This window comes from Enterobacter cloacae complex sp. 370H10 (assembly GCF_050031535.1).
GTDB lineage: Bacteria > Pseudomonadota > Gammaproteobacteria > Enterobacterales > Enterobacteriaceae > Enterobacter > Enterobacter intestinihominis.
Genome location: NZ_JBLGWG010000001.1, coordinates 4,315,695 through 4,340,806 on the forward strand (window position 1 = coordinate 4,315,695; position 25,112 = coordinate 4,340,806).

Sequence of the window (25,112 nt, forward strand, 5' to 3'; positions counted from 1 at the left end):
CAGCATTTATATCAGACGAACTCCAGAATAATTTAAAGCAACCATGAACATGAAAAAGCCCAAAGCTGCATTACAGAATGCCATGAAAGAAGATGTGCCAGCTGTGACACAGATTCAGATGCGATCTACGGTTTCCAGAAAGGTTCGCTATGTAAAACAGGCAAATCGAGAGGGTCTGAAATTATCTGAGTGGATGTCGCGGCATCTCGACGCTGTCTGTGATACCGCAGATGAGATTCATAAAGGCAAACGCTCAACTCCGGTTGCGCCTGGGAAGATTCCCCCTGAGGTATACCAGGTGATATACGATCAGTGCGGCGGGTTCGTGGAGTGTGATGCTAATGCCCAGGTAATCTGGGAAGCCTGCCGTGATGCCATTCTTAACGGAGACAAAGGGTAAACGGCAGGTATCGCCTGTCATTTTTACCCTTGTGAGGAAAATCCTGATGAACCATGAGAGCCGAACTGTATACCTGAACACGGCCATTGAGGCCCTGTTGAAAGCTGAGGCGGCTCTGAACGAGCTGGCATTAGCCTATGTACTCAAACCAGGTGAAAAGGCAAGCGCATGCCATCCCCGAACCGGTACGCTTTCCACAGCTTCCCAGGTAAGAAAACTTCGCCGTGTTCTAGAAAAAAACAAGTTATGACGGCCCTTATACGCTGGCATAATGTACCGTGCTTCGCTCATCCCAGCAGTATGGGTTTTAAACTCTTCCATTTTTAAGAGTACGGGAAGAGCCTTATTATTGTCGCATACCCTACGGATGCATTGCAGTTCAAACCGCTGTTCGGTGCAATTATTGCTGTATCCGGCGGATTTGAAAATGACAGAAATAGTGATGTAAAGCTCCGCCATTAAAGAAATGCCCCGTAGTTTGGCGAATCAACTTTCTGAATTATCTCGATGAACACCATTTAAGGAAATCGAATGTGTGATTTTTGCAGGGCTGACGAAAATTACTTTCATATGGCAGAATGCGTGTATGACCAACTGGTTAAAGAGTATCCCGTAATGTGGCTGCGGGATTCAACCCGGATCGGGGCCTGCTACCTCTGTCGAGAACTGCTGTCGCCGGAGGGGATGGTCCTGGCGATGCAGAGCGCTTTCCCTGCGAAGGGATGGCGGCTGCGTATTTGGTACAATGAAACCATTGACGAAGAGATAGAACCGCAGCGTGGAGACTGTATTGAGCTGTCCTCCAGGGCGGACGCTCTGCTGTCCTTCATGTCGTTCCAGGAAAAGGTTTAGCGCTGCGGCCCCCCTCACAAAAAGGCGCTTTCCGCGACAAATCTGGTACGACCGGACAACGTTGAGTCAATTCTTGCTTCCCCGCAGAAGAATCCCTATGAAGTAAAGTAGAGGTAGGCATTACGCCCACCAGCAAACCTGATAACTGTTCTTTGCGTAACATCCTCAAACTTCTGGTGCCTTCGTAGACTGCGATGCGAATGCCCATGAGCTGAATTCACCGTATCATTTGACCGGATGCAGCGAGAACAGAAATGACAATGTTTGAACGATTTGCCAGACGGCCATAAAACTCTACTGGGTACAGAATAAGGACTGACCGCAATGGCTACGTTCTATGAGCTACCGACCAGTGAGAAGTCCATTGTTTCCGGTACGTGCCCGGACGAGCACCGGTGAAATTTTTCCCGACTGGATTACGCTAAGGCTTTTGAACGGTTTGCGTGAAGTGGGACTCTTTGGGTCTGGTTCTTGATTTATACAAAAGGCTATATGCCACAAGACGGGAGGAAAAAAGGGTTTCCCCGACTGGAGAAACCCTTTCAAAAGGTGCCGATGGCATACTAATCCACACCCCGAAAAGAGGGGGTTGCCCCCCTCTTTGTCAGCTACTTACCGGATTCGTAGGCCAGGATAGCAGATACCTCCCTTGTTCCGTCTTTCATCCGCAACTCGCAAAGCGAGTTTCGTGTGAGCCAGGTGAATATCAACAGCGTTAAACAAACTATTAATATGCACAAAACAATGGGTTGGTTCGGCATTTTCATGGCCTTCTTCTCCTTGCATTTAAGCAGGCAAGAGGCTACTCTGAATGTGACTAGCATACAGGGGCCTCGGGTTGTACTGACCCCAAAAAGTTGGACAGTTAAACACGAGGCACATAGGTCTGGGTTCGATATTCAATTGGACTCAGACCTTTTAATTTCAGGCTAATTCTTCTGCTGTTGTAGTAGTCAATATATTCCGTAACAGCATCCTTCAGTTCGCTTATATTACTGAACTCGTCAAGATAAAAACACTCCGACTTTAAGGTTCCAAAGAAACATTCCACGACTGCATTATCCAGACAATTGCCTTTTCTGGACATGCTCTGTGTAATGCCTTGTTCTTTAAGGATGTTTTGATACCTTCTCATACGATACTGCCATCCCTGGTCAGAGTGCAGAATAGGATGCTCGTGAGGCTTAAGCTTTTTGAATGCCTGATCGAGCATATTCTCGACCATGTTCATCACAGGTCTTTCCGACAGGCTGTAAGAAATAACTTCGTTGTTGAAGAGATCTATTACTGGAGACAAATACAGCTTTCGCCCATTGACTGCAAATTCAGTAACGTCGGTAACCCACTTCTCGTTTGGCCGTGTAGCCTTGAAATCCCTTTGGAGAACATTGGGGGCGGTTTGCCCTACCTCTCCTCTGTAGGAGCTGTATCGCTTGACCTTAATCGCTGCCTTAAGCGAGAGGGTTCCCATCAGGCGCTGAACGGCTTTATGGTTAATCCGTTCCCCGTCTCGATGGAGAGACAACGTTACCCTACGGTATCCGTAACGACCTTTATTCTCGTGATAAATCTCACCAATACGCTTTTTAACATCCGCATACTTATCAGGCTTGCTGAGAGCCTTTAGATGGTAATAAAACGTACTGCGCGGTATCTCCGCTGCCTTGAGAAGCTCATCAAGAGGGTAAAACTGCCTTAGCTCGTTGAGTACTTTCACTTTTTCGCGGGATGAGCTAAGGCTTTCAGCTTTTTTAGATACGTAAGCCGCATTTCAAGGAATCGAACTTGTCTTTCAAGATCCTCAATACGTCGGTCTTTCGACAGCTCCAATGCTAACGCCGCTTTTTCTGGATCAACTGACATTGTAATGTTTCTTTTGGTGCCGATCTTGAGTGCGCGTAAACCAGCTTCTCCGTGCTCCTCATAGACTTTCAGCCACTTGGCTACAGAACCACTACCAGCAAGCATAAAGTGAGCAGCAGCCTGATTGAGGGACATCTGCTGCTCGGTCACGGCTTTCACGACCTTAATGCGCAACTCTGGATCAGCACTAACGCCTTTAGGTTTGGGAATTAAACCTTTTTCTCCATGTTTTTCATAGAGGGCAACCCACGTCCTGACCTGGGTTCGAGGCACACCAAAACGTGCAGAGATGATCCTGTAACCATCATCAGTTGTGAAGTAGTGATTCACGACTTCAAGGCGCTTTTCGAAGGGGTATTTTGGCTTTGACATATCAGGGACTATTCCATTTCATCGTCCAACAAAATGGGTGCAGTACAGGTTAATTGAAAAATTACTCGGGGCTTTCTGCTTTTACCACAGTCAAACAGTGTTACCGCTGGCTGGGGCAAAAGCCTCCAGCACCAGCGTTATTATACCACCCTGCCCTGATCAGCCAAACACCCCGCCTACATAAATTACTGATTTTTCATTTATTTGACATGATTCACTTCCGGTTGTCGGCGAAAGTCATTTTATACTAAAGAAAAGGGTAACGGGCAGCTGCTGGGTCGGAACATACAGTGCAGTTCCTGCCCGTTTAATTTCCGGATGCAATGGTAGGATCAGGAGGCACTGCTTCCGTTGATTAGGGAAATCTTATGTGCCTGAATACGGCTGTATTCGAGATGGGATGCAATATTACAGATGCGCTCCAGTCGATCATGCAGCCTCGTGTAGGTCAGTCGATGAATACCGGACATTTCATCAAGTAGCCAGCGCTTGATGTAAGGGTTACAGGAAAGCCGGGCAAGATCGTCGTCATCCACTTCGTCAAAGAACCAGTACTGCTCCATCGGGACTACCTGAAATATCCACGGCCGGGGATAGTCCCCTGTGACAACCAAAAACCATGCAAGAAAGCATAGACACAGCTCAACGACCATAAGCATCGAAAATTGCGAATAACTTAGACCGGGCACATAGGGTGAACTATCCGCAACATACCCCCTGAGCAATTCCGCCACAAGGTAGCCCAATAGCGTCAAGGCCAGCATCAGGGTCAGGATTAATCCCCCATTAAACGCTACCGAAGCCTTTTGAACCCGATCAGGTGCTGTCCGGCTGCGATAGTTGGTCACTACTCTTTCTACAAGTGCCCTTATGGCAGCCTGTTCTTTACTGACATCAGCTCCGGAAAAACCGGACGGGCTTTTATTTAATTCAGTCATACCCCACTCCTGTTATGTGCTCTACTTAACAAACACGTAGATCATACAGAGCTCACGGACGCACTCCTGCCAGATAAAGGAGGGAATTTGGCTGTAAGACGGTTAGCCAACAGTTCAGGTTATGCGTGGGATCCGCCCAGTCAGAAAGGATTCCGTTAATAACAGGCAAGGTTAAAGGCAGATGGACGGTGAAATTGTGGGTGCTAAAAGGGGGTATTACTCTTTTTCCTGCATAGCGGTTTTTTCAGCCCGGGTGGCCAGACGAACATTTCCGAAAGGCTCACGGACAAGCAGTGGCTTCTCCTTCTTCCAGCCCCTGATAGCCGTTTCTCCAAACCGACGTGGTGCATTGCCGTTCCAGCGAGCAATCACATGGTTATCATGAATTTCAATAATGACAACGGGGTGGACAATGACCGTTGAAATGGTGGTATTTCCCATTTTGGTACGGGTTACAGACCAAACCTGCATCCCGGATTCCAGCTGGCTGATTTTCATATTATATCCTTAAGCCATCACGAACTGCGCCACAAACAATTAATGTGGCGCAATTTACCATAAACAATAAACATCAGATACCCGTGAAAAGATTTCCCTTTATTTTAAAATTCTTCTGGAGAAAAAATGATATTTCCAGAAGAGGTCAGCGAAATTCAGAAACGGCCATCACAATGGTGCTGCGCTGACGCTGGCGTTCTGCCTTGCGCTGCCTGCGGCGATAGATCTGTTTTGCGCTGACGTAAGGGCAGTCCTCACGGGTATACCAGCAGCAGCCGCAAGGTTCGGGCCGGGGTTTTCCGGCAAGTCCAAATGGTTTCATCAAGTCACCTTTTTAATGTTTTTAATGGAAAGATACTTACCTAACCCATTGTTTTATAGGAAATAACGTTGTTGCATAAACAGATACAGATAACCCTCAGGAGAAAACATGCAAAGGTTATCAGTGATAACCGCGTCCAGATACCGAGTGTCAGTCTGTAAACGTTTTATCACCAGAAAATGTGCTGCCGCAGCCTTAATGCCAGAACTACCGTTTACAACATTATGTATACCCGCTTTGAATAACGAACGAGCATGAATTACCTTTTCCCGGGCCGCTTCGATCTCAGCATTAATAACGCATTGCCGCGCCTGGATGACTGCCTCTCCGGTTAAATCGCGGAAATTCATTAGAGATGTGATCATGATTGACTCTCCAGATTATGTGGAATCATTATAACAACTGGCACCACGCCACAAATAACCTGAGATAAATTCTTTGAAATATTCCTATATATAAGGAATTACAGTCGGAAAAGAAACAATGAAATAGCGCCGACCGCTTAAAATCGATAAATTAAAATGGACGGCACTGGAATGAAAAACTGAAAGTAGTAAGACCGTAATTATCCTTCACGGATGTAAGCTTTAAAAGAGGAGTACTGGCAAAGCTTTGCCAAGTACTTCGGCGGTTGTGTCTACGATTTTACGGATGTCATCGATCTGCGAAGGCTTATTCAACACCACCGTAAAAAGCTCTCCTTCGTTATCAGCCTGCTCGCAGTTTCCGTATCGGCTCCCGTCGTACAGCTGCACAATACGTGACATAGAAGACTTTGTTTGTTTCATGGCTTTGCACCTGCTTTTAGGCAGTTTGGTTACTGGTTATCAGAAGCTGGTTTCATGCGCTTCCGGCTGGGACACGAACTGGTATTTGACGCCGCCAGGCACACCTACTGCTTCGGCAATAGAGTCGCAAAGCCGCGATAAATCATTTAGTGTCATCGGATATTCAATATCTACTGAATATAAAGCACCTGCATTTTCAGCATCTTCGATGTTTTTATACTGGGCACTAAATATAGCAATGGTCTGAATTTCGTGGTTATGCATGAACCGGTCCTTATTAAATTATAAAAGCCACCCGAGAGTGGCCTGAGTGGAAACTTAAATCTGTGAAGTATATTTGAGAGATTTTTTGCGATCCAGATGCCGGGCAACAATGGTTCCGATAACAAGTAGCGTGATGACCGCACTGAAGAAGGTGCTGTCAGGGACGCCCTGGAAAAAATCACTGAAACTGTAAACAATAAAAATCAATGCGCAAAAATAGAAAACGATACGAACATAAGGGGTAAAAAACATTTTCATCGGTTGCCTTCCATTCAGGGAGAATTCTCAGTAATTACATCACACCTGAAGAGAAACTATTTTCGTATAAATGAGCATTTTCGACATATCAGAGGGGGGTTTTACTCATAAATGAGGTAGTAAGGGTCACACTTGAGATGAAAGTTACTTTCCTGGCTGCGAACGAACTATCTCAAATGTTAGAGGTGTGCGTTCGCCTTAAGAGCTTCATGCCCTGAGGAGCTCAACTTGAGCCGATAGTATAAACCTGGCTCCAGATGCCTTACTGGCTGGCATAACTCCACGAGGCCCAGCCGGAACAGGACCGGAGAGCTTCTGCACGTCACATCATCAGGATTCCCCATAAACGTACGCCGTTCTCTGGCCCGTCTGAAATTGCCAGAGATATCATAGATCGTGCCGGATGCCATCCGTCTTAACACGTAAATCTGCGCCCTTGTAAGCTTCTGGGCGGAACTGCTTAAACCTGACATACCTTCCCGGCCTTATATAAAACAATCCGCCAGCAGCTCGACTGGCGGACAATGTTTGACTGGATACAGCAAGGACATACTATTTGCTGACAAGTTTGATATTGGTTTCACTCATTCGAAGTCGAAACTCCTGAAAACCCTGCTCTACCGCTAACTCCAGCCACTCAACGGGAATGGTATAGCTACAATCAGACCCACCCAAAGCGGCATCACAAGCGTAATCCCAGTCCTCATCCAGTTTTGGATTCATCCCCTGGGCGTAAGCCACAGTATCGCGGGATGCGGGAGAGCCCTCAAGCTCAGCATTAGTGATCAGGTATACACCATGACTGTGCGCGAGAAGCACTTTTGGCACCAGATGTGTGCTGGCAATTTTTGAGGATGAGGGAAAGAAAACCCTACCAGCTTTACGCGCCTCTTCTTCAGTCTGTCCCTCAGCGTTAAGGAGGGCTCCCCCCGGATAGCATGCCGGGTCATAGATCTGATCTGGGGTGACCGAAAACGTTTTTGCGGTGCGAATTTCTTCGATCAGTTTATTGATATCTGCCATTTCAAATACGAGAGTGGTCACAGGCTTACTCTCCCTCTTCAGTGGACAACATCAGATACTTTGTTGCCAGCAGAAGCTCTCCCACATCCTTGAGGGACAATTCAGCTTTGCCTTCTACGGCAAGCTGCAAGCGCTGTCGAATTGCATGAACAGAATCTGAAGATAAAGATGCCATTTTGCGCAAAACGGCATTAGCCTTTTCTACAGCAGGATACAGAATTTCTGAGTTGGTATTATCTTCGTCATTATCAAAGATAATTTCAGAATCCATATTGATGTTATCTTCAAGCCAGCTTGAAAGCACTTCAAGTAATGACATCACCTTTTCAATTTGCATATCGCCTCCTCTGTTAACATGAAACAAATATAACAAAGTGGCTTACCCGGCTAATAACCTGAGCAGAAAGTTTTCGAACTTAGTTTGAAAACAAGTTTTCTGCTCAGGTTAATGTTAAAGTCGCTGGGTAAAAGATAAAAGGCACTGAAGATGATTTAAGCATCAAACAGACTAAATAGGATTCCGTCTTTTATAACGCTTTTAAAATAGAATGAATGAAATATAAATTTTGCGTTTAAGAATGAACGCTGTAGAGGATGATTTATCCAGTGATATGCAGTTTGTGGCCTTTAAAAAGGCTTTATTATGGACTTGAATTGCAAAGAGAGCACCGACATTTTTCTGGGGGCTCCCGCAGAGAAAAAGCTGTGAGGTTATGAAGACGTATAGGAGGTATTCGGCGAAATACTGTATGGCCACAGGAGAGCTTCAGCACCCATATCCTGCCGCCTCGCTCGCCTGTGGTGATTTCAATATGTTCTACGTCATACCACGTAGTTGTATTTCTCACTTTGTTTATGCTTCCTGACACCGCGTGAACGCAATCTTCGTCTGGATGCGTTCATAGATGGAAAACTGCCTTTCAATGGAATCGGCATTAGACAGTAATTCATGAAGCTCAGCAGAATCTGTATCAGGAACGATAGCGACAGAAACTCCATATTTACGCCCAGTTCTGATCAGGTGCGCAAGTTTTTCCTTCTCTGATTCTGTGAGCATTGCCAGATCCCTTCCGGATACCTGCTCGATAAATGGACCAAGGTTTTTCGGAAAAAAGGGTTCGGCATCAGAATTATGTACCGGGAGCGTTTGCGGCTTATCGAAGCTATTGGACATGAAAAGAACCTTTATAGTTAGAGAGGTGGAGACTGAATGCGTAGCCCATTAAAATTAGTAGTGCCACACTCGAATGCTAATCATACTTTATGATGGCTATGGTAGGAATGGCCGTCAACTTAAACCGCCAGAAGCGAGCCATTCACCGTTAAAGTAACTTTCCCGTATGATGTTCTTTTTATGGAATGAGTTGTTCACACTCCTCTTTAAGAGCCGCCCTGGAACGAGATCGACAGACTTTGCTTAATGAAGAGCGTAATTGATGTTCATCAACCCCATCAGCGACAAACTGACCAATTTTCTTTTCAAGACGCTGCATTGCCTCATAAAGCTTGGCATCAGTATTATTTTTAAGAAACCTCAGTATATAATCAGCAATAATTTGAACAGGAGTAAAGTTACACATCATGTATCCTTAATAAGTTGTGTAAAAATAAAACCATAAAAAACATAATCAGAAGTAGATTATTATACTTGAGTAAGCTTTTCAGCTAACAAGCTGGAGAAGCAGATTCCGGTAAATTACTACATATTTGATAAAAGTTACTGAATAAAAAAGCCCAGCGTACCGGGCTTTCATTCAATTTGATTCTAAGAATCTGACTCGCCGCCTGATTTTTATACCAAGAAGAGCGAACAAAACGCCAACGAATGCGACGGGACTACCTACTTTAAGACAATTAACCGACGCTTTTGAAAAGGTATGTGATTTAGACATACGTTTTTGCTCATAACGAATCGCAAGTGGTGAGACGGATTTATCTAAAGCTGTCTTTTCCAATGCATAACGAACTTTCACGGGAATATTTGACTGTAATACACCAGACATATACGCCCTAACAACATTCTGTGTTAACTTCACATCTGGCTTGCCGAGTTTTATATGTAGTTGCGCCTTTAAATAGTTTACAGATACCTCTTCGCCTGAGGGCCAATTACTATCATTTAAATATGCGACAAGTTTATCGTATTTTTCATGTTTTACATATTTCTTGATAACCTTTACAGTCGAAGCTGAAGTGGCATCAGTCTCTTCCGAACCTAAAGCAGATGTAAAAACTGACAAGCCGATAAGAAAAGCGCCAGCAATTAGAAGCATCGGGAATATCTCACCTATTTCCTCCCCCTTTAAAATTTTAAAGGCAGTTGAAGAAACTACTAATAGCCCCATAATCCCTAATAGCAACTTAGAATATGTAGTTAGGAAGCCTCCAAATGCATCGCCAAAATCCGAAACCACTAACTTATCTTCACCTTCAGATGAATTGAAGAATGACAAGGGCACATCAATATCAAAGTCCAGAACTGAAGGTGAGAGGTGTAATGACAGCAACCACAAGCAAAGACCAAAAATCATTATCAGCAGGCCCGCACCAAATATCGCGAAACCTGAATTTCTAATCTTTATAGACCGGTGAAAAAGAAATGACAGTTCACGGGAAAAATCGTCACTACTCTTAAGGTTACGCACCATGATCTACCCCTTTTTGTGTCAGTCGGGTGCGCAAATTCTCACGCATGGCAAGAACCTGTTTTTCTGTTTCCCTGAGCTTAATAGCCCCTTCTCTCTGGATTTTAACAACATCGCCAACCGTCTGGATAAGCGTATCCTGCACCTCTTTAAGGGTGCTTATATCAATAACCAGCCGTTGGTTTGCTTTCATAGTTTCTACTGCATTGCGATGCAGTAATTTTGCATTACTACGGAGTAACTCATTGTTGGCATTATCGATATCATTGGCAAGATTTACAGCGTTACGCTGTCCATTTAGAGAAATGGCTAACAGAAACTGACGCTTGAAATTAGGGACAGTAACCTCTTTGACGCTATGAAACTTGTCGATAAGACTTTGGTTATTTGCCTGTATAATCCGTACCATTGGCAATACTTGCATAGCAGACTGCTGAGAAACAACTAAATCGCCAATACGTTTTTCTAAATTAGCAATTAGCGTATCCAGATCAGATACTTCCTGGAACTTAGCAGGATTGTTACCAACATTAGCTCTGAGATTTTCTGCTTTTAATTGTAATTCTCCCAGCCTTAATTTACCGGCAGCAATATGTACACCTGTTAAGTGGTGTTCTTTAACGACTTCATCAAACATTTGCTGGAGCGAAATATTATTAGAACCGAGGCTATTCTGTGTAACTGAAACCTCTGAAACCAGAGCATCGATTTGTTCACGAGTTGATTCAAACTGTGCGGCGAAATTCTTCCCACGGGTGCGGATTTTATCCAACAAAGGGCCAATAACTGGCAGATTTGAACGACTTTCAGTTAAGTTCGAGATGTTTACATTTCTTGCAAGGTTGATAATTTCAGTTAATTTGCTCCCGGCTTCGTCTAAATCTTTATTGCGAATTTGCTCAAGCAGGCTATCCGCATAATTAGCAGTGTTTTCCCCCATTGCCCGGCCAAAACGATAAACTGTTCCTGGATCATCGGCATTAATGCATTCCGCGACGGCTTTAATCTCTTGTTCATCTTGCTCATTCAGCCCGAACTTTTCCAGTTCAGCGGAAGTCAAAGTAAAAGCAACAACCTCAGTTTTGGTGGTCAAATTATTAATCATTTTTGGAATCCCTCTAAATTTTGTCGCAGGCTTTTTAGAAGAGCCTCGTGGGCCTGATTAGCTTTTCTAACAATCGTAGGGTCAGTGTTATTTACTGATAACAGCGAAAGTGTGTGTTGCCGCCATACTGGAACCAGGACTTTTATAGTTTCGTTAAAGCGGTCAGCAATATCTATACAAGTCCCGCGAGTGATTTCCATCTGCATGGCGGCCATTTCATGAGACGCAAGCAGTGTTGCCAGGTTAGCTAAACGTCTGGCAAATCTTTCCCTCGGTTTATCGAAGACAAGGCTTAGATCGTCACTATTTTTTTCTTCGGTAGAATCCCTAAGGAACTCATGGCCTGCCTGGATAAAAATTTTAAGGCGTTTGATTTCTGACACATATGTTTCAAGCAGCTCTTCTAAAGCCAGTAGCGTCTCATTCACATGTGTCAGATATCCGTTCCCCTCATTAATAAGATTTTCCACCTTCTCACGTGCGTGTTGGTAACGAACGCGCTTTTCAAGGTGTTTGCCCGTAAAGCGGGAAAACCAGGATGGATTGCTACTGATAGAACGTGGATCTGCCTCCGCTAAGGCACTTACGATACGGTTCAAGGCTCCTGATAAAGCGGTAACTGCGTCTTTCTCCAGAAGATTTGAATACTTATCCATAGCCTTCGAAGATAAAGCCGAGTCGCCGTAATGGCTTATTGCCCCAGCATTAAGCAGAAGACCGGGTATAAATTCTTCTTTGAGTTCTGCTATCGATATGTTGCTGCTGTCAGTTGAAACGTTCATTTTTGCCTCAAAATGGTTATCCATGACAGCCTATCATTTACCGTTCTGCTGATTTTTCGGTTAAAGCGCCAAAACCTGGGTTTATCCGTTTTCGAGGCAAAAAAATAGAATCTGATCCTCACGTAACCCTTTGCCATTCTGATTAAAGGAGAAGTCCCCTACTGTCTGTGCACTGAATTCAGCACTGGATGAAGTTAGGACATGAAGTGCACATAGATCCCCTGCTTGACCTACCAATCACCGCCTTCAATGTTTAGATCTGGTGACCTTACAGCGACCATTTCTCTAACCGGATGGTCATTGTTGTCGTGGCTGCTCCCCAACAGCAGGCTTACCGTTCCGCTGGCAGAGTAATACATCGCGTCAGGAAAGTGCTCCCTGACCTCCTAAAGCAATTTGTTCATGCTGTTAGTTAAACGATAAAAGCGTCGGGCTGCGTTCGGCATAGCTTCTTCCAGGAGGTCAGAAGCATCAATCTCACGGCCGTTTATAACGCGGAGAATATCTTGCTCATCCATAGGTTACTCCCAGGCAATAAATCAAAGTGGCCAGGCAAAAGGAGACTCGCCTGGCATCAAAAAGAATAAAAGGTCGTTACGAACTGATAATGATGGCCTGGTCAGTTTGAGGAAGTCGGTTTCCTCTGATGAATGCTGGATGGCTTAAACGAGCAGATGACATGGTCATCGCCAGAAATGTCTCTTCACGCGAACGCAGCAATTCCCCCCATGAATAGGTTTCCCATACGTCGTGGGAAAGATCGGATTCCTTTATGTACCTTGACTGCATTGTTGGTTCAAAATCGACGGGAGCTAGACTGTCATAGGATGGATGTACACGGTACCCCAATTCTTCCTCCCTCTGATGGTATGCATGTGCCAAAAGGACATCATGGGAGACCAAGTCATAGTCTTTGTCCTGAACGAGCGTTTTTACGGTATGACTAATTTTTCCAAAGCCTTCAATTTCCCAGATTGTTATCATTGTGAACTCAGTTAAAGTCCGTGGGCTTTTTACCAGAAAGCCATTTAATGCACGTCGCCCCTTCAACATGACAACGTGGTAGGACTTGTTGGGATAAGGTTTCATTGCCACCAGCGAATCAGCTTTAAGCTCAAGTGACAATTCAGGTACAGAAACTGACACGAGAGTACACTTGTTTTTCATATGGTGAAGAATACGGGGCACAAGATGCAGATACATCATTTTCTCCTTTGAAGGATATACCAGGCAGCTCCTCAGCAGCATCAAAATATTTAAATCACTCTTTAATTAGTAAACCACTGCTGATTAACTTCTTTTATGTTTCACAGAAATTATTCGTTTTGTTTCTGTTCGTTATACTGCTCAAACCAGAAGACGACCGGTTTTTCTACAATATGAAGCAACCCAAAACGTTCTGCGGTACGGAAATTCACGCTATATGCGCGAGCCCGTTCAACCTGTTTGGTAATTTCTTTTCTCATTCCTTCAACACTAAAAGCTCCTTTAAAAAGGTTGCAGGGGGCGCATGATGGAAATAAGTTTTCTATAGCATGCAGTTCAGGGTGCATAACCTTACCCGTACTTCGGGCAACATGAGTTACGCCGCTGCCGACAGGGGCTCTCACCAGTTCAAAGTCGCGTCGAACAGGCTCAACATGATCGGCATGCCACCCTTTTTCAGGAAGCTTGCAACCACAATAGGCACAACGCCCCCCAAATTTCATTCGCAGCTCAGCTCGCTGTATTTTAGAGATCTTATTTTTAGGTTTTGAGAACCTACCATCAGGTGATTCAGCTTTGGATAACTTTGCTGAGGGCTCAGGTAATTCAACTAAATTCCCGTTGATATTTATCACCTTGACCATATCATTTTCCGCCTTTACTAAGCTCACGGGCACAGGAACTGGCTTAAGTAACCGCTAAAGATAACAGCCACTGACTGCATCTACCCAGACCTTCTGTTTATACTCAATAGGCCACCCCTCTTTATCTGCCCGGATGACGCAATCATTTACCGTGGTGCGTGACCGGATACGAACATCAAGCGGAAGCGAATCGTTATCCACACGAGCCTGTGCCTCATTTAAAATGCGTAAAAACATCTCTTTGGTCATTCAGATACCCCCTCAACTTTGCGAATTTTGATCAGATGAGGGCGACTCAGTTTACAAAGTTGTTCTGTCGCTTCATCAATCGAATTGAACCGATGAGCCTCTTCGATATTTAAAGTCCAGTATTTCGCTTTCCCTTCTCCCAGATCGGACTCAAAATAATTTCGCTTTACATCCATTTTTTTAGGCCTGCCATTTATCTTGACGACATTATGTCTGTCATCAAAAAGAAATTCGTCCCCCTCAAAAGTGATTAATACAAATGGCCCCTCAGGCTTGGAAGTCCGGGAACTTTCCATTTTCAAAGTCATACTTCAGCCTCTCGATAGAACTCATGAAACGTCAAATTAAAATGGACTCACACCACACTGATTCAGTATTCCTCCTGAACCCCATTAGGCTCTGTTGTGATTTCATATTTAATTCCGCCAGGTGCTCCCACAGCGTCCGCGACCGACTCACACAGCAGCGAGAGATCGTTGAGGGTCATTGGGTGTTCAATGTCCAGCGTGAAGAGTTTCCCGGCTTGCTTGGCGGCTGTCTTGTCAGCATGTTCGGCATTAAAAAGGTATACGGTGTGTTTTTCCTGAGCGGGTGTATTTTGATTTTGCATTGATGATCCTTTTGTTTAGTTCCCCGATTCCGGGGGTGAGTGAATTAATTTAAATTTATATTCGTCTGGTTTAATTAGAACGTTTCCACGCTATGCGTAAACAGGTAATGCAAGGGCTGTATCAACAGGATTAAAGTTACTTTTCTGGATGCAGCAACGCTTGGACATGATGTCCACATTACATCACGATCAAAGCTAAGTTTTTTTTGTATAACCCCTCCATTTTCGTGTGTTTCGCGTTTCAGACGCTTATACGACCTGCTTGACCATCCTCATCAGAAGGCGGTTTAACAGTCCTTTCGCTGTCGGGCGATTGCTATCGACATAGTAAAAACCTGTTTTGGTCGTACCGTGAGCACTGCTCAGCACCCTCAGTTCCCAGATAACGTCACGGATAACGCCGCCATTTTCTGGCTTAAGGCATTCAGATAAATGGCGCATGAAACGAGCTCTTACGGCACGGTAATAGCGGAACTCCTCTGGCTGGTTAGTATTTTCTTTCACCCGGAGTCGCTGGTTACACAGAGTTAGAACTGCATCCATCATTCCCGCCTTCAGCTTCGCCTGGATCGCACCTTGTTGCTGTTCCCTCTCACCTTCGAGTAACGTTAAAATTCTTTCTCCGAGTGCCGTCTTGTTGTGTACGTGCAACTGAACACAGGCAGCTACGCATGCCCAGAATCTGAACTTTTTTATCTGTCCACGCAATTTCCGGGCTACAACCTGACGGTATGCAGAATCACTGAGTATTTTAAAACGCCGACTGGCAACCAGCTCTGGAAGCGACACTCTGTCGCCTATCCCCAGGCGGGAAAAGGTTTGTCCCCGTTGTGCGAGACGATGATAGACAGCGCCCTTGCCTTTTGAAATTCGGACCGCGCCATAACGAAGAAGATACTGAGCAGCAGTCGTTGGAGTAAACTCACCGTCAGCGATGCGCTGGCGTAACCCGTCGTATTCATGCCAGATAATCCAGGACGCCGTATCTTCTTCAACAGTCAGCTCATCCTCTTCCTCGAATGCCACGACGACAGAACTGCTCTCTCCGGTCTTTAGGCTACGTGAAGCCCTGGGGTCAGCCTGCCCGTCAAAATAGGTCATCAGCGGCAACGTATCAGTCAGTCCATCATAAGCTGTACCGAACCGGCCTCCGGGCAGTTTCATCCAGAGTGGAGCTGGCATTGGTGTACGGGGCACAGGCTGCATGTCAGGCTCATCCTCAAGAAGGTCCAGATCGGCCTCTTCCCAGACCCTGCGATAGATCTCAATTGCCCGAAACGGGCGAGGGTTGAAACAGTGCAACGACCAGAGGAAATCAACGTGGATCACGTTTGCTTCCTGTACAAGCCGAAATTGTGGCTCAGCCATACGACGGTTATAAGCCGTATCGTCAACCTCGCCGGAAAGTAGCTTTCTGCGATGCTCTGCCGCACGTCTTGCTTCAACATAATCAAGGCTGCAACAGGCATGAAAAAGACGTTCAGTCAGGGACGAAGAAAAGATATTGGGTTGAAGACGCACATATCCGCCTTCGAACACTTTACGACCGATATAATCCCGCAGGCTCCAGTCGTACTGGATCTTAGAAAGAAATCGCTGAAGACGACTCAGGCCAGCCTGATAACCGTATTTCTCCGGGTCAGTTCGAAGGAGCGTTTCCATTGAATGGTCAACCCCTACTGCTGTGCAAAAGGAGCACCCTATAATTCTGATCATTTAGAAATTTTTTTGCGTTTAAAATCAATGAATTGAAAGATTTCATTTTTCTAAGTCTGATAAAACAGATGAAAACCCAACTGACTATACTCATAAAACTCAATCTTTGCGCTGCTGTACGATACCAGTAATTACAGGTGCCGAGTTTAACATCATGAAAAGTAGCCCAATAATGAATGACGCAACGCCAGCTGCGGTGCCTAACTTCTGACTGAACACCATTGAAACAAAGTACATATTTGGGATAAAAACGGACATAGCAATCACGAAAAGTAACTTATTCAGATAATTATTTATTCGGGTCTTAACCTCAACTCTATCATAAAAAGCCATCGAAACGTAAGCAGTTATCAGTGAATAAAAAGACCATGTCATATAGTTAACCGATTCATTAAATGCCTCTCGCAAAAGCAAAGCACTTTCTGTCATTCCCTACCTCATTAAATCAATAGAAAATAAATCTGAATAATTTATTTTTAAAAGAAAAGAACACAACATAACTTCAGTAGTTATGATTAATCCCTGAATGATTATTTCTTAGCAAGATATAACATGCTTAATGTATATCAGGCAATAAAAAAACTCCCAAAGACCACCGCTGTGGTCTTCAGGTATAGGATTTAAAGAACGAACTCAGTCCGGAAACGTATCACTATCTTCTGTAACGTCCGCTTTCTCTGGTAACATTCTGTTTTTAATATACTGTGAATTCCTGCAGATGAGAGGAAAAATCTCCGAGTTATTCATTATACAACTCGTTGCCGTACGGGCGTCCTCCGGAGACCATGATGAAAATGAAAACGTCTGACGGTCAAGCCATTGAGACAATAATACATTATCAACAGAAGCGCTAAACAGCGCCGCAATAGCCCTGCGTTCAACGGCCTTCTCAGGTTCAATAAACGACAACTCATTATGAAAACGGGTAATAATCGCAATACGGCTGTCAATACGAATATGTCTTTCAAGTAAGACATCGTGCAACTCATCAAGTACAGTCTCTCTCTGGGTATCGTCGAGGCAAGACCACAGAAAATGAATGTTCTCGGCATTTGTGACAACGTCTGGCTCTGCATCACGGAACCATGATGCAAAGATACCCACACTACCTTCCATCCGGATATGCTGCCCCTGAAGTTGCATTTGTTCAAGGATAAAGCGCATGTTCACAGGAAGAACCGTAAAACACTCAATAAGCCTTTCAGAAGAACTAAATACTCCACATGCCAGGGCGTTCAGCTTTTTCTTCAAAATATCAAACTGCTCACCTGACTGATATACGTCATGGAGAAATACTGGACCCATAGCATTCACATCAGACTCAATTATTTTCTCTGACAGTGCTTTTTGACGCTCTCGCACAAATATTAAAAGAGAGGTTGCATTTGTAGCTTCTTTGATGACGTCATACTGACCTTTAACAAAGCTCAGGACAGGTATATTCACCAGAAGACCTAAATCAACAATCCTGCCAACAGCATTTTTGATGTACGGCAGAACATTTTTATCCTTAAGTGCTATAAAGATACTCTCGGCAGTACGTAGATAACGAAGATATGCAGCCAAAGCCAGGTCAAACCGTTCCTCACCAATATGTTCACTGTACGACTCGATACCGGCATAGTTACCATGGAGCACCATGTGAGCAACAGCCTGTGCAGCAAATTCCGCAGGGAAGAGATTCCTCGTCGCCGTATTATTAAGATAATATTGATTTAAAACATTATTATTCCAGTCCGGGCTCAGAACAATTTTTCTGAAATGGATAACGTCCTCAACAACCTGACGATTTTTAAGCGTCATTATTGCAGAGCTAACCTGAGCCCCACCTGTACCATCATTCTTTCCAATTACGTTCTGTACCGCCTTCGATGCAATATTGATATGCCGGATAATTCCCGGATTAAAAAGGTCTATCTGAGGTTGCTCAGCTCCATAGCGTAACATCTCCTCCCGACCGTGATTTCCGATATCTAGTGTGCCAATTTTCAGGTTTGACAAGGTCTCTTCATTATTGACAAGGTATTCCACATAAAATACGCCATCTACAAAATTCTCCATTTTATTCAGTAGTGATTCACCGGCCAGAACAGAGTATGAATCAGCTTCCTGCAGCAACGTCTTCGTGGATTCAGCCTCCAATTTTTCTGAATCCTGAATTTCATCAAGTTTACTCACAATAAACGATATTTGCCTTTCGACGAAAGGCTCTAGGCTTATCCGCCCGTCAGCCATCAGTTTCTGCAGACTCAATACGAAACCTTCATCATTCTTTTCTCTGAGTGAAACAGCATAACTCTGATTCAGCATTTGCACTGCGACTTTGAGTTGCGGTTCGGCGAGAGCCTGACACTTCTCATCCATCCGGCTATAAGAAACCAGCCAGTCTCGCATCTGAATATGTGGTGCCACTCGCTGCCATGCTTCAGCGAAACCCCACAAGGCCGTCAGTTCTTCAAGCCGTGGGATATTTATAGCACCAATCGCGTCTTTAAGAGGCGTATCAAGCAACTCGCTCCTGGCAAGCTCCACCGTGGACTGATAGTGGATGCTCATCAGAAATTCGCTCCATCTTTCTGTATCGTTATTAAAAATTCGGGATATTTGTTGATAAGTTAGCGAGAGCATCTCGTCAAAATCATCCGGAGCAATACCGGGTTCGGTCTGACTAGCTTTGGGATCGCGAAGTAATACTTTAATATCTCGCTCCCCGTATCTGACCACCAGTAAGTAGAGAGCAATAAGAATATGGCGATGATCTTCTGTTGCAGGAACGGTAAGGTTCAGAATATGAATATCATTAACAAACTTCTTCATTAATCGCGGTGTGATACGAGGATACTCAGAGGGTTTCCAGCGCTCAAGCAACACCGTTGCTTCCCGGCACGCTATCCCTGCATCCTCATTTACTGTTTCTTTCCAGTACTGCCTTAACGCTTCCTGCCATCCTGCCGAAATAAGAGGAGGAACCTGAAAACTTACAGGAATCCGCTTTGCAATAAACTCACGCCCGCTGAAACCCGCCACAGAAAGTGAGGCTGAAACCTGTCTTGCCGAATAGGGCACCACTATCCTGAAGTGTTCATGAGTGGCTCCGGCAATAAGCTCCATATCACTCCAGAGCTCTTTCACTTTGTCTGCACTGATTCGGTCCAGATTATCAATGATAAGGATGAAGCGATCTCCATGGGAAATGACCTCTTTGGAGGTAAATCCCTGCAGAGCTTCAGCCAGCTCAATAGCTCCGACCTCCTTATTAACTAGCCAAGTCTCTTCAATCCTGTCAGTACTGTTGCGTTTGAACAAATCACCAATACTCGAATACCCTTTCTTTCTGTACCATTCCATGTTCTGCAGGCATGCCAGTCCTGCGACCATAATGGCAGGAGAAAGAAACGCGGCCACCTCAACATAAAAAAGCCACCCTAATAATGACTCCTTGTTAGTAAAATATTGATTAAGGTCTGTTAGCACATAACGAAGCATCTGCACGGAAAGCAATGACAGTAAAATAAAAACGACGGTCAACCAGCTTAGCCTGCTGCTGACCCTCTTGTCGTATTCAACGATGTTACCCAGAGCCAGATTTTTATACTTATCCAACACATCCCGGGAGCCCGGACATTGTAGGCTGACCCCGTGGTGGATGACATCGATAAGCGCTTTTTTAGTTGAGCCATGATGGTAACGTTCTGCATCAAAGTTAATGAACGTAAAATCATCTTTAAGCTTTTTCTGCAGGAACTTCAATATTGTTGACTTACCTGAACCCAGCTCACCTTCCAGACCAATAATATTGACATCAGGTGTCCTGATGATCTGAGCCACATTCTCTGCAACTTTTTCATGACTGCTGCCTCTAAACATATCCTGGTCAGCGGGTGATTCCGTCTGCAATCGTAGAGTCATTCAGCAATTTCCTTCGTTATAACGTAAGATTCTTTCACTATTAGACACAGTACAGAGCCCACAGCAACCAAATGACTGCAGCCGGGGCAGTTTAGTTTTAAGCATGCATAAGCCGATTTCGATGGAATCCCTTTCACACAATAATATTGAATTGAAGCAATGAAAACATTAATGTGTTTGTTGTGACTAGCTGCAGGGGCCTGGAAGAAATTCCAAAGCCTGACAAACCGGAACAGGGCTTGCTCTGCTCCGGTTTTATCCAGTTCATCTTGAAGCCCTTGTTTTTGTTACATATCCCTGCTCACTCTTTCAGCCATTGTTAAGCTTCTTGTGTGTAATCTGCGAATAATACGGATGCAAAATTGATGCAATGGATTATACATACCTACAGCGCACGTTACGCTGAGCTGAATCGAATTTCAGAGAACGTTCTTCGCTATTACCCTGCCCAGCCAGTTGAACACATTTTATCATCCGGCCCCGAGAGTGACATGTTCTCTGCCTGGTACAGCCTTCATCAGAGTCAAACTAGACGTTATTTACAGGCAAAAGAAGACAGCTACAGAGCTTAAGTCTGACATTATTCGTGGCTGTGTCTGCCTTCGGAGTTTTCAGCTTATCCCGATAACAGCGGTTTTGAAAAATTGACGTTTTTTACACCGGTACATTGCCCGAACGCAATCTCCCCCGTAGCGAAATACCGCCCCGCAGAAAATCGTCCATGCTCGGCATGCCCCTGGAACATCAGCATCTTTTCAATAAAGGTTTTACAGCCTATAGTCTGTATAACACAAAATACACCTTACCTGCTGTATTACAGGGCGGTACTCCCTACTCAGTCTGCGAGGCAGGTCACTTATGAATAATCAGTTCCCGATAAAAACGCTGAACCAGCTCAGACCTGTGCTAATCGGGTTTCGCAAAATCAAGGGCTTCACGCAAAAAGATGTGTCTGAGAGGCTTGGCGTAACGCAGCAAACCTATGCCCGCCTGGAAGCAAACCCTGCTAGCGCCAGTATTGATCGTCTGTACAAGGTATTCAGTATTCTGGGCGTAGAAATAACGCTGTCATCTATTTCCCCTTCACCCTTCATTTCCCACACAGAGATGAGGGGGGCATTTGACAGCACTCCCGCCAGACGGGAGAAATGGTGACTATTAGAAGTTTGCTAGTTTTGTCGAATGACGCCAACTACATGTCCGCATCCATCGAGTAGTGGCTTCAAGCCACGATTGTCACTGCCTCCGCTGCCTTTTTCCAGTAACTCTCTCCTTTTAATTCTAATATTTAGGGGTGTCAACGCAAAGCAGAAACGGCACCTTCTTTGCGAGACAGAAATGACCTGTGATTGCCTGGCCGATTTATGGCAGCTAAGTGCGAGAAGCGGATATAGCGAATTCGCCATTGTACGGGATTAGCAGGTTTACTGAAGCAACCTGCGATGGCGTTATGGCAATAGTCAGTCCCCTGTCCAGTCGGCATAGGTGGCCACCTCGTCACCGCCGGGGATAAACTGATTGAAGCCTCCGCGCAAAATCACTTATTCTTTTCCGTTAATAAAATGCAGGAGCAAAGTCATGACTGGCGAAATTCGTGGGCGAGGCAGGCCACGAAAAACAGAGAGTACCTATACAGGGTAAGGGTGCCAACTTACTGACGCCCTTCTAAGAGTCAAGCTGTTATCGGGATACTGTTGATCCGCCTGTTTTGATTGCGCAGTAACGTGTAAACTTCGCGGGAGATATATCGCTTTAGACAGCGTATCGCTTCCATTTTTGTATGTCCTTCGGCTACACGCCTGGCGACATATTCCTTTGTTTTTGCGTCAGTTCGTAAGCGTCCGATGGCGATGATGTGAAGTGCACTATTTGCAGCACGATCTCCACCACGATTAAGTCGGTAACGGTTCGTTTTTCCAGAAGAAACGGGGACCGGGCTGACACCACACAGTGCCGCAAATCCTGATTCTGATCTTAACCGTTGAGGATTGTCTCCGGCAGTGATCAGCAACTGTGAAGCGCTTTCGTATCCGATAGCATTACGTTTAATCAGCTCAGGTGCCAACTCGTCGACAATTGCCGCAATCATGACATCCAGATCAGCGATTTCGTCATGTAACTCGAGATAGCGTCGGGCAAGGGACTTTAATGAAATGCGATAAACGTTGGTTACATTGCGGTATTCACTGGCATCAGGTCTCCAGGAACCCAGGGTCCTGATGAGCTGCATGCGCGTCATATTTCTGAGCTGTTCACGTAATTCATCCGGGGCAGAGATAATATTTGAATGGATAATCTAGAGAGCGACTCTGCGGGCTGATATTGCTGTTTTTCGGCAAGTTTTTAATACCCGCAGGGACTCAATCATGCCATCACGCGTTTTGGGAGTAACTGTCCTGATGCCTGAGAATGCTGCATGAGCGGCACATTCAGCATCAATTGTGTCACTTTTACCCCGTTTGCGTCGCTCCATCCGGTCTGGAGCAGTCACCTCAAGAACTTCTAACCCGGCGTTCTGAAAATAACGAAGCAAACCGGAACCATAGGTACCTGTGCACTCAACACCAATTCGCTTTAATGTCCCAAACGAGGTCATCCATGCCAGCATCTGCCGGTAACCTTGTCGTGTTGTGGAGAAATACTGAGTCCCAAGGACTTTATTGTTCTGATCTACGACAGCGGCAACGTGCAAATCTTTATGTGTATCCACGCCACCCACAACGGCAGCTTCGGTAACTTTATCAACCATGACAGAGCTCCTGTGAGGAAACAGAGTTGAATCTCCAGACAGATAACCCGGACAGGACAGTAACGAGACAAGCCGTCAGGCCCTTCTTGAGTCACGCGCATCGGTGAGGAGATGCCTCGCATGAAGGCGCTTCCGGCAACCGACGGGTCCAGGGCAGGACACAAAAGGTCGATCGCTGTGTGAGTCAGGATGCGGGAAGGTCTTCACTGCATCAGTAATCACACCAATCTGGTTAAACGGCAAACTAAGTGGTGGTAAAGACTGACATCGGCATTATTACTATCGCTGTGGAACATCACCCCGACGGGCTTACCACGGGTTTCCCATGCCATTTCCAGTGCTTTCATGGTGAGCCTGCTGTCCGGCGAGAACGACATGGCCCAGCCCACTGGTTTTCTTGCGAACAGGTCGAGAACAACGGCGAGGTACGCCCAGCGCTTACCCGTCCAGATATAGGTCACATCACCGCACCACACCTGATTTGGTTCCGTTACGGCGAACTGTCGCTCAAGATGATTCGGGATAGCAACGTGCTCATGACCGCCACGCTTATACCGGTGAGTCGGCTGCTGGCAACTGACCAGCCCCAGCTCTTTCATGAGTCTGCCAGCAAGCCAGCGCCCCATCTGGTAACCTCTCTGGGTTGCCATTGTGGCGATGCTTCTTGCTCCGGCAGAGCCGTGGCTGATGCCATGCAGTTCAAGTACCTGACTGCGTAATACAGCCCGTCTGCCGTCTGGCTTTTCAGGACGGTTTTTCCAGTATTTGTAGCTGCTGCGATGAACCCCGAACACATGGCAGAGAGTGGCCACAGGATAACGCGCCCTGAGTTTCCCGATTATCGAGAACTGTTCAGGGAGTCTGACATCAAGAGCGCGGTAGCCTTTTTTAATATTTCATTTTCCATTTCAATACGTTGTAGCTTTTTCCTGAGCTCACGGATTTCAATTTGTTCCGGGGTAATGGGGGAGGCTTTTGGTGTTTTGCCCTGCCGTTCATCACGTAATTGTTTCACCCATCGCGTCATTGTGGAAAGGCCGACATCCATAGCGCTGGCTGCATCTGCCACGGTGTAGTTCTGGTCAACGACCAGTTGAGCGGATTCGCGTTTAAACTCTGCGCTGAAATTTCTTTTTTTCATTATGACACCTGTGTTGTTCTGAGGTGAGCATATCACCTCTGTTCAGGTGGCCAAATTCAGTAAACCACTTCATATCAGCCTGGAGCCTGTGTTGCCCGGTTGGCGCGGGATAATGGAATTAATGACAATCTGCTGTTTACCTGGCGCCAGCGTTACAGACATCTTCTGCCCGATGAAATACAACGGTCAATCAGAGAGCAAGACTCTGTTATCCCCGTTGTCCTGCCTGATATGGTCCTGTCACACCATGCTGAGCCGCACTATGAACCCGCCGCTCCAGCCTGCCGCGAGGCCATGACATGCGAGGTGACTGTCGGCGGTGCCAGCCTGCGTCTGTCCGGGGATTTATCACCTGCACTTCTGAAAACGCTGATCCGCGAGCTGAGCGGGAGGAGCCGATGATACCCTTACCGTCAGGCACTCGTATCTGGCTGGTTGCCGGGGTCACCGATATGCGTAAGTCCTTCAATGGTCTGGGCGAACTGGTCCAGCATGTTCTTGATGACAATCCGTTCTCCGGCCACCTGTTTATCTTCCGTGGTCGTAAAGGTGACACCGTGAGGATCCTCTGGGCTGATGCTGACGGTCTGTGTCTGTTTACCAAACGTCTGGAAGAGGGACAGTTCGTCTGGCCTGCTGTACGCGACGGCAAAATCGCCATCACCCGCTCACAACTCGCCATGCTCCTCGATAAGCTGGACTGGCGGAAACCTAAAACTGCACGCCTTAACTCACTGACGATGTTGTAAAAAGCGCATGACCGCATTATAAATGGGGT

General features: G+C 45.6%; 29 protein-coding genes and 4 pseudogenes. 6 read left to right on the forward strand and 27 right to left on the reverse strand.

The annotated features are described in order from the left end of the window. Positions 1-49: 49 nt before the first annotated feature. The 3 genes from ACQG2Q_RS21295 to ACQG2Q_RS21305 all read left to right on the forward strand — a co-directional run bounded on the left by ACQG2Q_RS21295 (position 50) and on the right by ACQG2Q_RS21305 (position 1,252). Entirely contained in the window at positions 50-400 is a 351-nt protein-coding gene (locus tag ACQG2Q_RS21295) for a hypothetical protein (RefSeq protein WP_000743059.1), read from the forward strand. 46 nt (positions 401-446) lie between these two features. After that, the gene (locus tag ACQG2Q_RS21300; protein WP_001015183.1) at positions 447-650 is read left to right on the forward strand and encodes a hypothetical protein; all 204 of its coding nucleotides are present in this window, start codon (positions 447-449) and stop codon (positions 648-650) included. A 281-nt stretch (positions 651-931) separates the two neighbouring features. After that, complete coding sequence (locus tag ACQG2Q_RS21305; protein WP_000332796.1) at positions 932-1,252, forward strand: hypothetical protein; 321 nt, start codon at positions 932-934, stop codon at positions 1,250-1,252. A gap of 608 nt (positions 1,253-1,860) precedes the next feature. Here ACQG2Q_RS21305 and ACQG2Q_RS21310 read toward each other — a convergent pair. From ACQG2Q_RS21310 to ACQG2Q_RS21430, 25 genes and pseudogenes are all read right to left on the reverse strand, one after another. Beyond that, positions 1,861-1,980, reverse strand: coding sequence for a type I toxin-antitoxin system Hok family toxin (locus ACQG2Q_RS21310; protein ID WP_223152483.1), 120 nt, complete (start codon positions 1,978-1,980; stop codon positions 1,861-1,863). Further along, a pseudogene (locus tag ACQG2Q_RS21315) lies at positions 1,928-2,038 on the reverse strand (DUF5431 family protein); the annotation flags it as partial. The pseudogene ACQG2Q_RS21315 and the gene ACQG2Q_RS21310, both read right to left, overlap by 53 nt. Positions 2,039-2,117: 79 nt before the next feature. Beyond that, positions 2,118-3,487, reverse strand: a protein-coding gene (locus tag ACQG2Q_RS21320) for an IS3-like element ISKpn8 family transposase (RefSeq protein WP_085949440.1) whose coding sequence is annotated in 2 segments (ribosomal slippage) — positions 2,118-3,007 and positions 3,007-3,487 — 1,371 coding nt in all. Because the reading frame shifts where the segments join, the coding sequence is not laid out codon by codon here. Positions 3,488-3,819: 332 nt separating this feature from the next. After that, a complete protein-coding gene (locus ACQG2Q_RS21325) occupies positions 3,820-4,425 on the reverse strand; it encodes a hypothetical protein (protein WP_000137794.1) in 606 nt (201 codons plus the stop codon). A 216-nt stretch (positions 4,426-4,641) separates the two neighbouring features. Continuing rightward, positions 4,642-4,923, reverse strand: a complete 282-nt coding sequence (locus ACQG2Q_RS21330; RefSeq protein ID WP_000703842.1) for a hypothetical protein — start codon at positions 4,921-4,923, stop codon at positions 4,642-4,644. Between the two features lie 145 nt (positions 4,924-5,068). Continuing rightward, a complete protein-coding gene (locus tag ACQG2Q_RS21335) occupies positions 5,069-5,245 on the reverse strand; it encodes a hypothetical protein (protein ID WP_000802040.1) in 177 nt (58 codons plus the stop codon). Positions 5,246-5,298: 53 nt separating this feature from the next. Then, entirely contained in the window at positions 5,299-5,610 is a 312-nt protein-coding gene (locus ACQG2Q_RS21340) for a hypothetical protein (RefSeq protein ID WP_000633161.1), read from the reverse strand. A gap of 222 nt (positions 5,611-5,832) precedes the next feature. After that, positions 5,833-6,033: a hypothetical protein gene (locus ACQG2Q_RS21345; protein WP_000814953.1), complete on the reverse strand. Its 201-nt coding sequence runs from the start codon at positions 6,031-6,033 to the stop codon at positions 5,833-5,835. A gap of 39 nt (positions 6,034-6,072) precedes the next feature. Beyond that, on the reverse strand, positions 6,073-6,297 hold the full coding sequence (locus tag ACQG2Q_RS21350) for a hypothetical protein (protein ID WP_000551490.1): 225 nt from the start codon (positions 6,295-6,297) through the stop codon (positions 6,073-6,075). A gap of 54 nt (positions 6,298-6,351) precedes the next feature. Next, the gene (locus ACQG2Q_RS21355) at positions 6,352-6,555 is read right to left on the reverse strand and encodes a hypothetical protein (RefSeq protein ID WP_000781547.1); all 204 of its coding nucleotides are present in this window, start codon (positions 6,553-6,555) and stop codon (positions 6,352-6,354) included. 552 nt (positions 6,556-7,107) lie between these two features. Next, positions 7,108-7,599, reverse strand: coding sequence for a DUF3085 domain-containing protein (locus ACQG2Q_RS21360; protein ID WP_001371932.1), 492 nt, complete (start codon positions 7,597-7,599; stop codon positions 7,108-7,110). A gap of 4 nt (positions 7,600-7,603) precedes the next feature. Then, complete coding sequence (locus tag ACQG2Q_RS21365; RefSeq protein ID WP_001165367.1) at positions 7,604-7,915, reverse strand: DUF957 domain-containing protein; 312 nt, start codon at positions 7,913-7,915, stop codon at positions 7,604-7,606. 516 nt (positions 7,916-8,431) lie between these two features. After that, on the reverse strand, positions 8,432-8,752 hold the full coding sequence (locus tag ACQG2Q_RS21370; RefSeq protein ID WP_000071366.1) for a hypothetical protein: 321 nt from the start codon (positions 8,750-8,752) through the stop codon (positions 8,432-8,434). 178 nt (positions 8,753-8,930) lie between these two features. Next, positions 8,931-9,158: a hypothetical protein gene (locus ACQG2Q_RS21375; RefSeq protein ID WP_000336109.1), complete on the reverse strand. Its 228-nt coding sequence runs from the start codon at positions 9,156-9,158 to the stop codon at positions 8,931-8,933. 174 nt (positions 9,159-9,332) lie between these two features. After that, positions 9,333-10,226, reverse strand: a complete 894-nt coding sequence (locus ACQG2Q_RS21380; RefSeq protein ID WP_000252081.1) for a hypothetical protein — start codon at positions 10,224-10,226, stop codon at positions 9,333-9,335. Further along, the gene (locus tag ACQG2Q_RS21385; RefSeq protein ID WP_000609386.1) at positions 10,216-11,328 is read right to left on the reverse strand and encodes a toxic anion resistance protein; all 1,113 of its coding nucleotides are present in this window, start codon (positions 11,326-11,328) and stop codon (positions 10,216-10,218) included. Before ACQG2Q_RS21385 ends, ACQG2Q_RS21380 begins: the two co-directional genes overlap by 11 nt. Beyond that, positions 11,325-12,134, reverse strand: coding sequence for a toxic anion resistance protein (locus tag ACQG2Q_RS21390; RefSeq protein WP_000368643.1), 810 nt, complete (start codon positions 12,132-12,134; stop codon positions 11,325-11,327). The genes ACQG2Q_RS21385 and ACQG2Q_RS21390 overlap by 4 nt, the downstream gene beginning before the upstream one ends. Positions 12,135-12,704: 570 nt before the next feature. Then, entirely contained in the window at positions 12,705-13,316 is a 612-nt protein-coding gene (locus tag ACQG2Q_RS21395; protein WP_001371923.1) for a DUF6012 family protein, read from the reverse strand. A gap of 110 nt (positions 13,317-13,426) precedes the next feature. Beyond that, a complete protein-coding gene (locus tag ACQG2Q_RS21400) occupies positions 13,427-13,960 on the reverse strand; it encodes an HNH endonuclease (RefSeq protein ID WP_000241452.1) in 534 nt (177 codons plus the stop codon). Positions 13,961-14,014: 54 nt separating this feature from the next. Then, positions 14,015-14,209: a hypothetical protein gene (locus ACQG2Q_RS21405; protein WP_000159617.1), complete on the reverse strand. Its 195-nt coding sequence runs from the start codon at positions 14,207-14,209 to the stop codon at positions 14,015-14,017. Beyond that, positions 14,206-14,517: a hypothetical protein gene (locus tag ACQG2Q_RS21410; protein ID WP_000172888.1), complete on the reverse strand. Its 312-nt coding sequence runs from the start codon at positions 14,515-14,517 to the stop codon at positions 14,206-14,208. Before ACQG2Q_RS21410 ends, ACQG2Q_RS21405 begins: the two co-directional genes overlap by 4 nt. 62 nt (positions 14,518-14,579) lie before the next feature. Then, a complete protein-coding gene (locus ACQG2Q_RS21415) occupies positions 14,580-14,819 on the reverse strand; it encodes a hypothetical protein (protein WP_001180999.1) in 240 nt (79 codons plus the stop codon). Positions 14,820-15,068: 249 nt separating this feature from the next. Further along, positions 15,069-16,481 (reverse strand): hypothetical protein, encoded by a 1,413-nt coding sequence (locus tag ACQG2Q_RS21420; protein WP_022646499.1) that lies wholly within the window; start codon positions 16,479-16,481, stop codon positions 15,069-15,071. 153 nt (positions 16,482-16,634) lie between these two features. Continuing rightward, positions 16,635-16,964, reverse strand: coding sequence for a hypothetical protein (locus ACQG2Q_RS21425; protein WP_000140246.1), 330 nt, complete (start codon positions 16,962-16,964; stop codon positions 16,635-16,637). A gap of 204 nt (positions 16,965-17,168) precedes the next feature. After that, positions 17,169-20,444, reverse strand: coding sequence for a P-loop NTPase fold protein (locus ACQG2Q_RS21430; protein ID WP_021242119.1), 3,276 nt, complete (start codon positions 20,442-20,444; stop codon positions 17,169-17,171). Between the two features lie 858 nt (positions 20,445-21,302). On the opposite strand from ACQG2Q_RS21430, the gene ACQG2Q_RS21435 reads away from it, so the two are divergent. Beyond that, on the forward strand, positions 21,303-21,599 hold the full coding sequence (locus tag ACQG2Q_RS21435; RefSeq protein ID WP_017384073.1) for a helix-turn-helix transcriptional regulator: 297 nt from the start codon (positions 21,303-21,305) through the stop codon (positions 21,597-21,599). A gap of 517 nt (positions 21,600-22,116) precedes the next feature. Here the strand turns inward: ACQG2Q_RS21435 and ACQG2Q_RS21440 are convergent. Both ACQG2Q_RS21440 and ACQG2Q_RS21445 read right to left on the reverse strand, forming a co-directional pair. Beyond that, positions 22,117-23,193, reverse strand: a pseudogene (locus ACQG2Q_RS21440) (IS110 family transposase). A gap of 272 nt (positions 23,194-23,465) precedes the next feature. Next, positions 23,466-24,334, reverse strand: a pseudogene (locus ACQG2Q_RS21445) (IS3 family transposase); the annotation flags it as partial. An 81-nt stretch (positions 24,335-24,415) separates the two neighbouring features. Here ACQG2Q_RS21445 and ACQG2Q_RS21450 point away from each other — a divergent pair. Further along, positions 24,416-24,736 (forward strand): annotated as a pseudogene (locus ACQG2Q_RS21450) (IS66-like element accessory protein TnpA); the annotation flags it as partial. Then, positions 24,733-25,083: an IS66 family insertion sequence element accessory protein TnpB gene (gene tnpB / locus ACQG2Q_RS21455; protein ID WP_016151369.1), complete on the forward strand. Its 351-nt coding sequence runs from the start codon at positions 24,733-24,735 to the stop codon at positions 25,081-25,083. The pseudogene ACQG2Q_RS21450 and the gene tnpB, both read left to right, overlap by 4 nt. The last annotated feature ends 29 nt before the right edge of the window (positions 25,084-25,112 follow it).

Coding starts and splice junctions, on each gene's coding strand:
- ACQG2Q_RS21430 (WP_021242119.1), bottom strand. CDS start 20,444: ATGACTCTACGATTGCAGACGGAATCACCCGCTGACCAGGATATGTTT.
- ACQG2Q_RS21300 (WP_001015183.1), top strand. CDS start 447: ATGAACCATGAGAGCCGAACTGTATACCTGAACACGGCCATTGAGGCC.
- ACQG2Q_RS21325 (WP_000137794.1), bottom strand. CDS start 4,425: ATGACTGAATTAAATAAAAGCCCGTCCGGTTTTTCCGGAGCTGATGTC.
- ACQG2Q_RS21380 (WP_000252081.1), bottom strand. CDS start 10,226: ATGGTGCGTAACCTTAAGAGTAGTGACGATTTTTCCCGTGAACTGTCA.
- ACQG2Q_RS21365 (WP_001165367.1), bottom strand. CDS start 7,915: ATGCAAATTGAAAAGGTGATGTCATTACTTGAAGTGCTTTCAAGCTGG.
- ACQG2Q_RS21390 (WP_000368643.1), bottom strand. CDS start 12,134: ATGGATAACCATTTTGAGGCAAAAATGAACGTTTCAACTGACAGCAGC.
- ACQG2Q_RS21385 (WP_000609386.1), bottom strand. CDS start 11,328: ATGATTAATAATTTGACCACCAAAACTGAGGTTGTTGCTTTTACTTTG.
- ACQG2Q_RS21340 (WP_000633161.1), bottom strand. CDS start 5,610: ATGATCACATCTCTAATGAATTTCCGCGATTTAACCGGAGAGGCAGTC.
- ACQG2Q_RS21355 (WP_000781547.1), bottom strand. CDS start 6,555: ATGAAAATGTTTTTTACCCCTTATGTTCGTATCGTTTTCTATTTTTGC.
- ACQG2Q_RS21305 (WP_000332796.1), top strand. CDS start 932: ATGTGTGATTTTTGCAGGGCTGACGAAAATTACTTTCATATGGCAGAA.
- ACQG2Q_RS21345 (WP_000814953.1), bottom strand. CDS start 6,033: ATGAAACAAACAAAGTCTTCTATGTCACGTATTGTGCAGCTGTACGAC.
- ACQG2Q_RS21350 (WP_000551490.1), bottom strand. CDS start 6,297: ATGCATAACCACGAAATTCAGACCATTGCTATATTTAGTGCCCAGTAT.
- ACQG2Q_RS21375 (WP_000336109.1), bottom strand. CDS start 9,158: ATGTGTAACTTTACTCCTGTTCAAATTATTGCTGATTATATACTGAGG.
- ACQG2Q_RS21330 (WP_000703842.1), bottom strand. CDS start 4,923: ATGAAAATCAGCCAGCTGGAATCCGGGATGCAGGTTTGGTCTGTAACC.
- ACQG2Q_RS21405 (WP_000159617.1), bottom strand. CDS start 14,209: ATGACCAAAGAGATGTTTTTACGCATTTTAAATGAGGCACAGGCTCGT.
- tnpB (WP_016151369.1), top strand. CDS start 24,733: ATGATACCCTTACCGTCAGGCACTCGTATCTGGCTGGTTGCCGGGGTC.
- ACQG2Q_RS21395 (WP_001371923.1), bottom strand. CDS start 13,316: ATGATGTATCTGCATCTTGTGCCCCGTATTCTTCACCATATGAAAAAC.
- ACQG2Q_RS21335 (WP_000802040.1), bottom strand. CDS start 5,245: ATGAAACCATTTGGACTTGCCGGAAAACCCCGGCCCGAACCTTGCGGC.
- ACQG2Q_RS21295 (WP_000743059.1), top strand. CDS start 50: ATGAAAAAGCCCAAAGCTGCATTACAGAATGCCATGAAAGAAGATGTG.
- ACQG2Q_RS21415 (WP_001180999.1), bottom strand. CDS start 14,819: ATGCAAAATCAAAATACACCCGCTCAGGAAAAACACACCGTATACCTT.
- ACQG2Q_RS21420 (WP_022646499.1), bottom strand. CDS start 16,481: ATGGAAACGCTCCTTCGAACTGACCCGGAGAAATACGGTTATCAGGCT.
- ACQG2Q_RS21400 (WP_000241452.1), bottom strand. CDS start 13,960: ATGGTCAAGGTGATAAATATCAACGGGAATTTAGTTGAATTACCTGAG.
- ACQG2Q_RS21410 (WP_000172888.1), bottom strand. CDS start 14,517: ATGACTTTGAAAATGGAAAGTTCCCGGACTTCCAAGCCTGAGGGGCCA.
- ACQG2Q_RS21425 (WP_000140246.1), bottom strand. CDS start 16,964: ATGACAGAAAGTGCTTTGCTTTTGCGAGAGGCATTTAATGAATCGGTT.
- ACQG2Q_RS21370 (WP_000071366.1), bottom strand. CDS start 8,752: ATGTCCAATAGCTTCGATAAGCCGCAAACGCTCCCGGTACATAATTCT.
- ACQG2Q_RS21435 (WP_017384073.1), top strand. CDS start 21,303: ATGAATAATCAGTTCCCGATAAAAACGCTGAACCAGCTCAGACCTGTG.